A 12,811-nucleotide genomic window follows, 5' to 3' on the forward strand; every position below is an offset into this window, starting at 1 on the left:
CCGTAAAAAGAAGGTCTATGATTAAAAGCTAAGATTTTTACTGACCACATCCAGGAGACACGATGCAAGATTCCATTCTGACGACCGTAGTGAAGGATATCGACGGTGAAGTGACCACGCTGGAGAAATATGCCGGTAATGTACTGTTGATTGTCAATGTTGCCTCAAAGTGTGGCTTAACGCCGCAATATGAGCAGCTGGAGAATATTCAGAAAGCCTGGGCCGATCGTGGTTTTGTCGTGCTGGGATTTCCGTGCAACCAGTTTCTTGAGCAAGAGCCGGGCAGTGATGAAGAGATTAAAACTTACTGTACAACCACCTGGGGAGTGACGTTCCCGATGTTCAGTAAGATTGAGGTCAATGGTGAAGGTCGCCATCCGCTGTATCAAAAACTGATTGCCGCAGCGCCGACCGCAGTCGCGCCGGAAGAAAGCGGATTCTATGCGCGCATGGCCAGTAAGGGGCGTGCGCCACTGTATCCTGATGATATTTTATGGAATTTTGAGAAATTCCTGGTAGGCAGGGACGGCAAGGTTATCCAGCGTTTTTCCCCGGATATGACGCCGGAAGATCCCATTGTAATGGAAAGTATTAAACTGGCGTTGGCAAAATAATGTCTATTGTGATGCAGTTGCAGGATGTAGCGGAATCAACCCGCCTGGGGCCGCTTTCGGGTGAAGTTCGGGCAGGGGAGATCCTGCATCTGGTGGGGCCAAACGGCGCGGGTAAGAGTACCTTGCTGGCGCGAATGGCCGGAATGACCAGCGGTAAGGGAAGCATTCAGTTCGCGGGGCAACCACTGGAAGCATGGTCCGCAACAAAACTCGCGCTGCATCGCGCCTATCTTTCGCAACAACAAACACCGCCATTTGCTATGCCGGTCTGGCATTACCTGACCCTGCATCAGCATGATAAAACGCGTAGCGATCTGCTAAATGATGTCGCCGGGGCGCTGGCTCTTGATGACAAGCTCGGACGTAGCACCAATCAACTTTCCGGTGGTGAATGGCAACGCGTACGTCTTGCTGCGGTGGTGCTGCAAATCACGCCGCAAGCCAATCCTGTAGGGCAATTGCTGCTTCTCGATGAACCCATGAACAGCCTTGACGTTGCCCAACAAAGTGCGTTAGACAAAATTCTGAGCGCGCTGTGCCAGCAAGGACTGGCGATTGTGATGAGCAGTCACGACCTTAATCACACATTGCGTCACGCGCATCGTGCGTGGCTGCTAAAAGGCGGGAAATTGCTGGCCAGTGGACGCCGGGAGGAAGTTCTGACACCGCCTAATCTGGCGCAGGCCTATGGGATGAATTTCCGCCGTCTGGACATTGAAGGTCACAGAATGCTGATTTCGACTGCCTGATAACAATAGCATCTTGAAAATCGGGTAATTTCGACGCTAAATTAATGCAAGAATAAAAAACAGAGGATTCGTACGGAATGCGTTTCTGCCTTATTTTAATCACAGCACTGTTTCTGGCTGGGTGTAGCCATCATAAAGCGCCGCCACCAAACGCCAGACTTTCTGACTCTATTACCGTGATTGCCGGTTTGAACGATCAACTACAAAGCTGGCATGGCACACCTTATCGTTATGGTGGTATGAGTCGTCGTGGGGTTGACTGCTCAGGCTTTGTGGTCGTAACGATGCGCGATCGTTTCGATTTGCAGTTGCCGCGTGAAACAAAGCAACAGGCCTCTATCGGTACTCAAATTGATAAAGACGAGTTGCTGCCAGGCGATCTGGTTTTCTTCAAAACCGGCTCTGGGCAAAATGGTTTACATGTGGGTATTTATGATACCAATAACCAATTTATTCACGCCTCTACCAGCAAAGGGGTGATGCGCTCTTCCCTTGATAATGTTTACTGGCAGAAAAATTTCTGGCAAGCGAGACGAATCTAGTATGTCGAAAAGGACGGTGATGTATCATCGTCCTTTTACTTCTGAATACCGTAGTATTTTTCAGACAAAAATTCCGTAAAGGGAATATTCGTTTATAATTAGAATAATCTAAAAAAGGACCCATGAAAAAGTGGTTAACAAGGAACAAATGAAAGTTATCCTTTCTGTTTTTTTTATGTTTTATGGTCTCATCCTTTTTAGCCGGATTTGTAAAAATATTTCTGGAGAAGGGCGATTACCATGAAGATTTTACTGGATAATGTTTATCATTCTGATTGCTATTTCCTGCCGATAAGAGATAGCCGGCAAAATCTTGTTGGGGTTGAATTAATAACCCATTTCTCCAGTGAAGACGGTATGGTTCGCATCCCGACGACGCGGGTTATGGCGCAGCTTTCCGAGGAACAGCATTGGCAGCTATTTGCCGAGCAGCTAGAATTACTTAAATCATGCCAACATTTTTTTATTCAACACAAATTTTTCGCATGGATTAATTTGACGCCACAAGTAGCAAGATTATTATTAGGTGCTAATAATTACGCAGACCAACTATTAAAATTCCCTTTCATTGAATTGCGGATTAATGAAAATTATCCACAACTTAATGAAGGAAAAGACAATTGTAATCTCTTGCGCTTATCACAAATTTCTCCGTTGGTGTTGGGGAATTTAGGTGCGGGCAACAGCAACATGAAAGCAATATTTGATGGTCTTTTCACTCGAGTTATGTTGGATAAAGGCTTTGTTAAGCAACAAATAGCTAATACATCCTTCGCGCCATTTATTCGTGCTATTCATACGCAAATTTCGCCTTGTTGCAGCTATATCATTGCGGCAGGTATCGATACCTCAGAAATGTTGGCGCGAATCACACCGTATGGTTTTCATGCCCTACAAGGATGCTTATGGCCTGCTGTTCCCGTCAGTCAGGTAACAACGCTGGTTCAGCGATAACCCTTTTGTTTGCTGGTGTTTAAGATGAGGGTAACCGTCTACACTATCAGACAGGAGGATCTATGACCCTGTCTTTTATTACCCGCTGGCGCGATGAATTGCCAGCAACTTATACAGCACTTTCCCCCACGCCTTTAAATAATGCCCGGCTGATTTGGCATAATGCTGAACTGGCTAACACGCTGGGTATTCCATCGTCACTGTTTGAACGTGGTGCTGACGTCTGGGGGGGAGAAACATTACTGCCTGGCATGTCGCCACTGGCGCAGATCTACAGCGGTCATCAGTTTGGCGTCTGGGCGGGCCAGTTGGGTGACGGGCGTGGCATTCTTCTCGGTGAGCAACAACTTGCCGATGGCACAACAATGGACTGGCATCTGAAAGGAGCGGGGCTGACGCCTTATTCGCGCATGGGCGATGGACGGGCGGTATTACGCTCTACGATTCGTGAAAGTCTCGCCAGTGAGGCGATGCATTATCTGGGCATTCCGACGACGCGCGCTTTAAGCATCGTTACCAGCGATACGCCAGTTTACCGGGAAACGGTAGAATCAGGCGCGATGCTAATGCGCGTGGCGCAAAGCCATCTGCGATTTGGTCACTTCGAACACTTTTACTATCGCCGCGAGCCGGAAAAGGTTCGCCAGTTGGCTGACTTCGCCATCCGTCATTACTGGTCACATCTTCAGGATGATGAGGATAAATACCGTCTCTGGTTTACCGATGTTGTCGCACGTACCGCGTCGTTAATTGCTCACTGGCAGACAGTCGGTTTTGCTCATGGTGTTATGAACACTGACAACATGTCGATTCTCGGACTGACGCTCGATTATGGGCCGTTCGGCTTCCTCGATGATTACGAGCCTGGTTTTATCTGTAATCACTCTGACCATCAGGGGCGTTATAGTTTTGATAATCAGCCTGCCGTCGCGTTGTGGAATTTACAGCGTCTGGCACAGACATTGTCGCCATTTATTGCTGTGGATGCGCTCAATGCGGCGCTGGATATCTATCAACAGGTTTTGTTGACACATTATGGGCAACGAATGCGGCAGAAACTGGGCTTTGTGACGGAACAAAAAGAAGATAACGCGCTGCTGAATGAATTATTCAGTTTGATGGCGCGAGAGCGCAGCGACTATACCCGTACATTTCGCATCCTTAGCCTGGTTGAACAGCGCAGTCCGGCATCGCCACTGCGTGATGAGTTTATTGATCGTGCGGCATTCGATGACTGGTTTGCCCGTTATCGGGCGCGTTTGCAGCAAGATAACGTCACCGACAGCGAACGTCAGCAACTTATGCAAAGCGTCAATCCGGCGTTGGTGTTGCGCAACTGGCTGGCACAACGAGCCATTGAGGCGGCGGAACAGGGCGATATGACGGAATTACACCGCCTGCATGAGGCGTTGCGAAATCCTTTCAGCGACAGAGATGATGATTATGTCAGCCGTCCACCGGACTGGGGCAAACGGCTGGAAGTCAGCTGCTCAAGTTAAACGCTACTTTGTCAGTAGCAGTTTGCCAGCCTGGGTTTTACGGAGCAGATATTCTTGTCCGTCATGATCAATGATCAGTTTGCCATCCGGACCTAACAGTGTCTGGCTGGCAATGCGTCGAACAGGCTGCGGGGAAGAGGCCTTCTGACTTGCATCCGTTTTAGGCGTGAGTCTGCTGCTATCCGTATAGCTCATAAAAACTAATAATAATTGATATAACAATGATTCTTATTATCAATACAATCTTGCACTAGGGCAAGTAATAATTCATTGATAAGACAAGCTATTGAGCAGAAATGCCCATTCCAGACGGAACGGGCATGTATTCAGAAGCGGGTATCCACCGCAGAGGCGAGTTTTTCGACCAGGTGTTCGGTATCTTCCCAGCCTAAACACGGATCGGTAATTGACTGACCGTAAGTGAGCGGCTGACCACCGACGATTTTTTGCGTTCCTTCGCGCAGGAAACTTTCCGCCATAATTCCGGCAATCGCGGTAGAGCCATTGCGGATTTGCTGGCAAATATCCTCACAAACCTCTAACTGGCGACGATGCTGCTTCTGGCAATTGCCGTGGCTGAAATCCACTACCAGATGTTCAGGTAAATCAAACTCGTGCAGCGTATCGCAGGCGGCGGCGATATCATCGGCATGGTAATTCGGCTTTTTGCCGCCGCGCATAATAATGTGACCATACGGGTTGCCGCTGGTCTGATAGATGGTCATCTGACCGTTTTTGTCTGGTGAGAGGAACATATGGCTGGCGCGCGCCGCGCGAATCGCGTCCACGGCAATACGCGTGTTGCCATCAGTACCATTTTTAAAGCCTACCGGGCATGAGAGCGCGGAAGCCATTTCGCGGTGGATCTGGCTTTCGGTAGTGCGTGCGCCAATCGCGCCCCAGCTAATTAAGTCAGCAATAAACTGACCGGTCACCATATCGAGAAACTCGGTCGCGGTGGGAACGCCCAGCTCATTTACCTGCAACAGTAACTTACGCGCCAGTTCGAGGCCGTGATTTACCCGATAGCTACCGTTTAAATCCGGATCGGAAATTAATCCTTTCCAGCCGACAACGGTTCGTGGTTTTTCAAAATAGGTGCGCATTACGATTTCCAGCCGTGACTGGTACTGGTTGCGCAGCGCCTGCAGACGGGTGGCGTACTCCATTGCAGCGGTGAGATCGTGGATCGAGCAGGGGCCAATAATGACCAACAGTCGCTTGTCTTCACCATTCAGTATTTTTTCAATTCTGCGGCGGGAATCGGTGACATGGCTGGCGACGCCAGGCGTTACGGGATACCGTAGCGCGAGTTCGGCGGGCGTTACCAGACTCTCGATACGCGCAGTACGGAGTTCGTCAGTTCTGTTCATTACAAGTCTCAGAAATTTGTTGCTTCAACGGCAGGACTACCGGGAAGTGATGCGCATCACGATAAACCAATCCCTGCTGATTTCAAGTGCGAGGCAGGTTACGCCTCGCTCAATTGACGGCATAATAACAAAAAAGCGAACTCTTATACTAGTTTTCTAGTACATTCTCCGGCTAAGACCCATGATATCGAGGATCTTGGTGGCAATCTCTTCTACCGAATAATTGGTACTGTTGATCCACGGGATCTGATTTTTACGGTACAACGCTTCTACTTCCGCGACTTCCATCCGACACTGACGAAGCGAGGCATAGCGACTGTTTTCCCGACGCTCTTCGCGAATAGCCGCCAGACGCTCAGGGTCGATGGTTAGCCCGAACAGCTTATGCTGTAGCGGTTTAAGGGACGCGGGAAGCACCAGATTATCCATGTCATCGGCAATAAAGGGGTAGTTTGCCGCGCGGATACCAAACTGCATCGCCAGATACAGACTGGTGGGAGTTTTACCGCAACGAGAAACGCCGAGCAGGATCACCTGTGCCTGATCCAGATTGCGCAACGAAATGCCGTCATCATGAGCGAGGGTGTAATCAATCGCCGCAATGCGCGCATCATATTTATTAAGGTTGTTGGGATTCAGGCCGTGGGTTCGATGGGCAATCGGCGTCGGGTCCAGCTTCATTTCTTGTTGTAGCGGGGCAACCAGCGCCTGAACGATATCCTGACAAAAACCTTCACTTTGCAAGATGATGGCGCGAATTTCCGGTAACACGATGGAGTAGAAGACCAGCGGGCGCACACCTGTTTGCTGATAAATCGCGTCTATTTGGTCTTTCACCGCCCGCGCCCGGCTCTCATTTTCGACAAACGGCAGCGTAATGCTGCTGATAGTAACGGGAAATTGCGACATCACTGCGTGTCCTAATACCTCCGCAGTTATTGCCGTACCATCAGAAATATAAAAAACGTGGCGATCAACAGCATTATCCATTTTGTTCTTCCCGTGATGCAGACATAATTCTATGAAAGCATAAATTAAAAATGTACAGAAGCGTAGAACGTTATGCCTGGTTTATAAAATGAACCTTCAATTTTATTTTTTATGAAAACGGCATTTCATTTTCCGGTTTCGTTTATACCGATGGTTTATGTGGGAATTATCGAAGATAACAGATTTGCGCAACGCTGGGATCAGTCTTAAAAAGTAAAAAAATATATTTGCTTGAACGATTCACCGTTTTTTTCATCCGGTTAAATATGCAAAGATAAATGCGCAGAAATGTGTTTCTCAAACCGTTCATTTATCACAAAAGGATTGTTCGATGTCCAACAATGGCTCGTCACCGCTGGTGCTTTGGTATAACCAACTCGGCATGAATGATGTAGACAGGGTTGGGGGCAAAAATGCCTCCCTGGGTGAAATGATTACTAACCTTTCCGGAATGGGCGTTTCCGTTCCGAATGGTTTCGCCACCACCGCCGATGCGTTTAACCAGTTTCTGGATCAAAGCGGCGTAAACCAGCGCATTTATGAACTGCTGGATAAAACGGATATTGACGATGTTACTCAGCTTGCAAAAGCAGGCGCGCAAATCCGCCAGTGGATTATCGACACTCCCTTCCAGCCTGAGCTGGAAAACGCCATCCGCGAAGCCTATGCACAGCTTTCCGCCGATGACGAAAACGCCTCTTTTGCGGTGCGTTCCTCCGCCACCGCAGAAGACATGCCGGACGCCTCCTTCGCCGGTCAGCAGGAGACCTTCCTCAACGTTCAGGGTTTTGACGCCGTACTGGTGGCAGTGAAGCATGTCTTTGCTTCCCTGTTTAACGATCGCGCCATCTCTTATCGCGTTCACCAGGGGTATGATCACCGTGGCGTGGCGCTCTCAGCCGGTGTTCAGCGGATGGTGCGTTCCGACCTCGCGTCCTCTGGCGTGATGTTCTCCATTGATACCGAATCCGGTTTCGACCAGGTGGTGTTTATCACTTCCGCATGGGGCCTCGGTGAGATGGTTGTGCAGGGCGCGGTTAACCCGGATGAGTTTTACGTGCATAAACCGACGCTGGCGGCGAATCGCCCGGCTATCGTGCGCCGTACCATGGGGTCGAAAAAAATCCGCATGGTCTACGCGCCGACTCAGGAGCACGGCAAGCAGGTTAAAATTGAAGACGTACCACAGGAACAACGTGACATCTTCTCGCTGACCAACGAAGAAGTGCAGGAACTGGCAAAACAGGCCGTACAAATTGAGAAACACTACGGCCGCCCGATGGACATTGAGTGGGCGAAAGATGGCCACACCGGCAAACTGTTTATTGTGCAGGCACGTCCGGAAACCGTGCGTTCACGCGGTCAGGTCATGGAACGTTATACGCTGCATTCACAGGGCAAGATTATCGCCGAAGGCCGCGCTATCGGTCATCGCATTGGCGCGGGGCCGGTGAAAGTCATCCATGACATTAGCGAAATGAACCGCATCGAACCTGGCGACGTGCTGGTCACTGACATGACCGACCCGGACTGGGAACCGATCATGAAGAAAGCCTCTGCCATCGTCACCAACCGTGGCGGACGTACCTGTCACGCGGCGATCATCGCCCGTGAACTGGGTATTCCGGCGGTGGTAGGGTGTGGCGATGCGACTGAACGGATGAAAGACGGTGAGAAGGTCACCGTTTCCTGCGCTGAAGGCGATACCGGTTACGTTTATGCTGAGTTGCTGGAATTTAGCGTGAAAAGCTCCAGCGTGGAAACCATGCCGGATCTACCGCTGAAAGTGATGATGAACGTCGGTAACCCGGATCGTGCGTTTGACTTTGCCTGTCTGCCAAATGAAGGCGTAGGTCTGGCGCGCCTGGAATTTATCATCAACCGCATGATTGGCGTTCACCCGCGCGCACTGCTTGAGTTTGACGACCAGGAACCGCAGTTGCAAAACGAAATCCGCGAGATGATGAAAGGCTTTGATTCCCCGCGTGAATTTTACGTTGGTCGTCTGACTGAAGGGATCGCGACGCTGGGCGCTGCGTTTTATCCGAAGCGCGTCATTGTCCGTCTCTCTGATTTTAAATCCAACGAATATGCAAACCTGGTCGGTGGCGAGCGTTACGAGCCGCATGAAGAGAACCCGATGCTGGGCTTCCGTGGCGCCGGTCGCTACGTTTCTGATAGCTTCCGCGACTGCTTCGCGCTGGAGTGTGAAGCGGTGAAACGTGTGCGCAACGACATGGGGTTAACCAACGTTGAGATCATGATCCCGTTCGTGCGTACCGTTGACCAGGCGAAAGCGGTGGTTGAAGAACTGGCGCGTCAGGGGCTGAAACGTGGTGAGAACGGGCTGAAGATCATCATGATGTGTGAAATTCCGTCCAACGCCTTGCTGGCAGAACAGTTCCTCGAATATTTCGACGGCTTCTCTATCGGCTCAAACGACATGACGCAGCTGGCTCTTGGCCTGGATCGTGACTCCGGCGTGGTGTCTGAACTGTTTGATGAGCGCAACGATGCCGTGAAAGCACTGTTGTCGATGGCGATCCGTGCCGCGAAGAAACAGGGCAAATACGTCGGGATTTGCGGTCAGGGGCCGTCTGACCACGAAGACTTTGCCGCATGGTTGATGGAAGAGGGGATCGACAGCCTTTCTCTGAACCCGGACACCGTAGTGCAAACCTGGTTAAGTCTGGCTGAACTGAAGAAATAAAATATAACCCCGGCGACAATATGTCGCCGGGGTTAGCTATTTGCGGAAACGGGTCTTATTCAGTAATTCCGCAATAACCCTCGGTTAATCGCTGAATAATATCTTTTCTGAGCAAAAATTTTTGTATTTTACCGGATGCAGTGCGGGGTAACTTTTCAGTTATCACAATATGTTCAGGGTATTTATATTTCGCTACCCGTTTACGGCTAAAAAATGCCACCACATCTTCCAGCGATAATGAATGATGTGGCGATTTTAATACAATATAAGCACACGAGCGTTCGCCTAAGCGTTTATCGGGCATCGCAACTACGCAGGCATCATGAATTTTGGGGTGCTGTAACAATATATCCTCTACTTCACGGCTGCTAATATTTTCTCCGCCACGGACAATAATATCTTTCTTGCGTCCGGTTATTTTTATATAACCCGCCTCATCCATACAACAGAGATCGCCACTGTAATACCAGCCTTTATCATCCAGCGCACGGGCGGTTAATTCAGGTTCATCAAAATAACCCATAAACACATTGGGGCCGCGCGAGGCCTCTTCACCTTCACAACCGGCCGGTAAGGTCTTGCGTGCGTCATCGACGACTTTGATTTCCACGCCAGCGGCAGCGTAACCATCGGTATGCATAAAGCGCGACAACGGATCGTCGAGATTCACCACCGCGTGCGGCGAGCTTTCTGTGGAACCATAAACACTTAACAATTTAATGCCGCGTTGTTGGCATTCTCGCGCCACTTTTTTGGGGATCGTGGTGCCACCGCAAAGAAAGAAACGCAGCGCAGAAAGATCTGCGGGCTGTTTTTCCAGTAAATTCAAAAGGTCATAGACAAACGGCGTTGCGCCGAGCATACAGGTGCAACGTTGTTGCTCAAGCAACGAGAGACAGGTTTCAGGGGTGAAAATATCTAACAACACGCTGCGAGCACCAATTAAAAATGGTGCTGTTACGCCATGCAGAAATCCCGTTGCGTGACCAAGTGGCGCAGGCATCATAAAGACATCCAGCCAGGTCAGATTCAGCCGCGCGCAATAAGCCCGCTCACTGGCGAGAATATTGTTATGCGTTAGCATCACGCCCTTTGGCAGACCCTCGGTTCCGGAGGTAAACAGCACCGCAGCTAATTCATCGCCGTGGGTCGTTATCGCCGTGGTCAGTGGGATATTGTCGGCGATAATCTGACTTAATGAGAGGGAAGAGGTGGCGGGAGCCAGTTTGTCCACGCCGACAATTTGTTGCAGATGTGGAAGCTGATTTTGCAGCGGCAGGATTAAATCTACCGGACGCGTTTGTTTAAACAACGTCGGGGCAAAAAACATTTTGGCCTGGCTCTTATTGAGCACCCACACCAGTTCCGCTTCTCGCCAGGAAGGCAACAACGGCACGGAAACTGCGCCGGTTTTCAGGCAGGCGAGATAGATAACGGTAAATTCACACCAGCCGGGCAGTTGAAATGCGACGCGATCGCCGGCTTCAATACCGTTCGCCAGCATCCAGTTTGCCAGACAGCTCGCGGCCTGATCGAGCGCGCTATAGGTGTACGATGCGCCATGATTATCGACCACGGCTATTTTATCAGGCATCGCCCGCACAGTTTGCTGCCAGTAGTCAGCCAGCGAAGCATCACCCCATAACCCTTGCTGCCGGTAGGCTGCACGACGCTGCGCGTTAAACGTTAATGTCACTTTCATTTTGGACTCTCGAAACAAAACGTCAGGCCCGATGTGCGGGCCTGTGGGATGCGTGATTAACCGTAGCGGAAATCAATACCGAAAGTGCCAGCAGGGTATTGCCATTGTTCGAGGATAGTGTTGCCGCAAAGCACCCGACAGGTTCCGCATTCGAGACAACCGGCAGAATCAAAATGAATATTTCCCGCCTCATCCTGTTTATAAAGTCCGGCCGGGCAGGCTTTCATTAATTTACGAAATTCATTGATATCAGGGTTTGCCGCCAGAATGATGTGCGGATGTCCCTCATCAACATGGAATTTATTGACGCCTAATTTGACCTCAACATTAACCGTAGCATTCTGGCTCATAGTGCGGTTGTTCCCTTAATGCCATCTTTGAGCAAGTTGATCAGCCCGATTTTCTTCGCATGTCCCATGATCATCTTGCGCACCGGCTGGTTAGGTTTGCCGTCGATGGTGAACATATCGTTCATGATGTCGGCGACCATGCGCGGGTATTGGCTAAACAGGCGCGGGTTTTCCATCAGCGCCGGGATTTTGCGAAAATGCTGCATATCGCGCATGACGCAACTCTGTTCCAGCTCACGTTTGTATTGTGCCAGACTGCTGGTGGAGAAATCCGCGCGTTCTTTGGCGGCAATCACCGTTGTGGCTGCAGCCTGTGCCGACGCGATGGCTAAATCCATTCCGCGAACCGTAAAGCCCAGATTGAGGCAGAAACCGGCGGCGTCACCGACGATCATCACACCATCGTTAACCAGTTGCGGCACCATCGCCAGACCACCTTCCGGCACCATATGCGCGGAATATTCAAGCAGTTTGCCACCGCTAATTAGCGGGCGTATGGCGGGGTGCTGTTTAAAATCTTCCAGCATTTGCGGCACGCTTTTTTGCGCATGGGCGATATCACCCAATCCGCAGACCAGACCCAACGATACGGAGTCGTGATTGGTATAAAGGAATCCGCCGCCCATTAATCCGTCAGAAGGAGAACCGGCAAACAGCCAGGCGGCGCCTTCATTGTCGGTAACGTTAAAGCGATCGTTGATTTGTTCTGGCGTGAGGCCAATGACCTCTTTAACACCAACAGCGTAATGATGCGGATCGGAGGCGGGAACCATTCCCAGCGAACGACCAAGAATTGAGTTAACGCCATCAGCCAGAATCACCACATTCGCTTCGAGAATATCATCCCCGGCCTGGACGCCAGTGACCTTGTTTCCTTCACGAACCAGCGCATCGACGCGAACGCCCGGGATAAACTGCGCACCCGCCTGTTCTGCTTGTTCCATCAGCCACGGATCGAGGCGGTTGCGCAATACGGTATAAGACGCTTGCTGCGGGGCATCCGGTTGCTCACGGTGAAAATCGAGGGTAACGGCGCTCTCTTCGGTTAAGAAGGAGATTTTCTCGCGTGTGACCTTGCGTTCAACTGGTGCAGATGCAGCAAAGCCGGGAATAATAGCCTCAAGCGTGTGGGCATAAAGACGCCCGCCAGTCATATTCTTGCATCCGGCGCTGTCACCGCGTTCTATCACCAGGACATCCAGTCCGGCTCGCGCCATCACCAGTGCGGCAACGCTACCGGCAACGCCCGCACCGACCACAATGGCATCAAATTTGTCATCCGACATGCGTTATGCTCCCTTCCCGCTGCGTTAACAGCGGGAGATGTG

The 12,811-nt window shown here is 50.6% G+C and carries 12 protein-coding genes; 6 read left to right on the top strand and 6 right to left on the bottom strand.

The window, feature by feature from the left end:
- The first annotated feature begins 62 nt into the window (after nucleotides 1-62).
- From btuE to selO, 5 genes are all read left to right on the top strand, one after another.
- Entirely contained in the window at nucleotides 63-614 is a 552-nt protein-coding gene (gene btuE, locus WES_RS11550; protein ID WP_001154179.1) for a bifunctional thioredoxin/glutathione peroxidase, read from the top strand.
- On the top strand, nucleotides 614-1,363 hold the full coding sequence (btuD, locus tag WES_RS11545; RefSeq protein WP_000029455.1) for a vitamin B12 ABC transporter ATP-binding protein BtuD: 750 nt from the start codon (nucleotides 614-616) through the stop codon (nucleotides 1,361-1,363). The genes btuE and btuD overlap by 1 nt, the downstream gene beginning before the upstream one ends.
- A 77-nt stretch (nucleotides 1,364-1,440) precedes the next feature.
- The gene (locus WES_RS11540) at nucleotides 1,441-1,905 is read left to right on the top strand and encodes a C40 family peptidase (protein WP_001209771.1); all 465 of its coding nucleotides are present in this window, start codon (nucleotides 1,441-1,443) and stop codon (nucleotides 1,903-1,905) included.
- Between the two features lie 240 nt (nucleotides 1,906-2,145).
- Nucleotides 2,146-2,859 carry an EAL domain-containing protein gene (locus WES_RS11535; protein ID WP_016158169.1) on the top strand — a complete coding sequence of 238 codons (714 nt, stop codon included), beginning with the start codon at nucleotides 2,146-2,148 and terminating at the stop codon, nucleotides 2,857-2,859.
- 62 nt (nucleotides 2,860-2,921) lie between these two features.
- Entirely contained in the window at nucleotides 2,922-4,358 is a 1,437-nt protein-coding gene (selO, locus tag WES_RS11530; protein ID WP_016158170.1) for a protein adenylyltransferase SelO, read from the top strand.
- A 3-nt stretch (nucleotides 4,359-4,361) separates the two neighbouring features.
- Here selO and hemP read toward each other — a convergent pair whose 3' ends face one another.
- The 3 genes from hemP to ppsR all read right to left on the bottom strand — a co-directional run bounded on the left by hemP (nucleotide 4,362) and on the right by ppsR (nucleotide 6,721).
- The gene (gene hemP / locus WES_RS11525) at nucleotides 4,362-4,553 is read right to left on the bottom strand and encodes a hemin uptake protein HemP (protein WP_010349995.1); all 192 of its coding nucleotides are present in this window, start codon (nucleotides 4,551-4,553) and stop codon (nucleotides 4,362-4,364) included.
- A gap of 131 nt (nucleotides 4,554-4,684) precedes the next feature.
- Nucleotides 4,685-5,731: a 3-deoxy-7-phosphoheptulonate synthase AroH gene (gene aroH / locus WES_RS11520; RefSeq protein ID WP_001082211.1), complete on the bottom strand. Its 1,047-nt coding sequence runs from the start codon at nucleotides 5,729-5,731 to the stop codon at nucleotides 4,685-4,687.
- A gap of 156 nt (nucleotides 5,732-5,887) precedes the next feature.
- The gene (gene ppsR / locus WES_RS11515; RefSeq protein WP_000368056.1) at nucleotides 5,888-6,721 is read right to left on the bottom strand and encodes a posphoenolpyruvate synthetase regulatory kinase/phosphorylase PpsR; all 834 of its coding nucleotides are present in this window, start codon (nucleotides 6,719-6,721) and stop codon (nucleotides 5,888-5,890) included.
- A gap of 331 nt (nucleotides 6,722-7,052) precedes the next feature.
- Here ppsR and ppsA point away from each other — a divergent pair, with 331 nt between their 5' ends.
- On the top strand, nucleotides 7,053-9,431 hold the full coding sequence (gene ppsA, locus WES_RS11510; RefSeq protein WP_000069365.1) for a phosphoenolpyruvate synthase: 2,379 nt from the start codon (nucleotides 7,053-7,055) through the stop codon (nucleotides 9,429-9,431).
- Between the two features lie 55 nt (nucleotides 9,432-9,486).
- Here ppsA and fadK read toward each other — a convergent pair whose 3' ends face one another.
- Genes fadK through WES_RS11495 form a run of 3 tightly spaced genes read right to left on the bottom strand, consistent with a single transcriptional unit; the run spans nucleotide 9,487 to nucleotide 12,769 of the window.
- Nucleotides 9,487-11,133, bottom strand: coding sequence for a medium-chain fatty-acid--CoA ligase (gene fadK, locus WES_RS11505; protein WP_016235195.1), 1,647 nt, complete (start codon nucleotides 11,131-11,133; stop codon nucleotides 9,487-9,489).
- Nucleotides 11,134-11,189: 56 nt separating this feature from the next.
- A complete protein-coding gene (locus tag WES_RS11500) occupies nucleotides 11,190-11,483 on the bottom strand; it encodes a ferredoxin family protein (protein WP_000081089.1) in 294 nt (97 codons plus the stop codon).
- Nucleotides 11,480-12,769 carry an FAD-dependent oxidoreductase gene (locus WES_RS11495; RefSeq protein WP_016158172.1) on the bottom strand — a complete coding sequence of 430 codons (1,290 nt, stop codon included), beginning with the start codon at nucleotides 12,767-12,769 and terminating at the stop codon, nucleotides 11,480-11,482. Before WES_RS11495 ends, WES_RS11500 begins: the two co-directional genes overlap by 4 nt.
- Nucleotides 12,770-12,811 lie beyond the last annotated feature (42 nt).

The sequence above is a fragment of the Escherichia sp. KTE31 genome, assembly GCF_000407925.1.
In the GTDB taxonomy this organism is placed as follows: Bacteria; Pseudomonadota; Gammaproteobacteria; order Enterobacterales; family Enterobacteriaceae; genus Escherichia; species Escherichia ruysiae.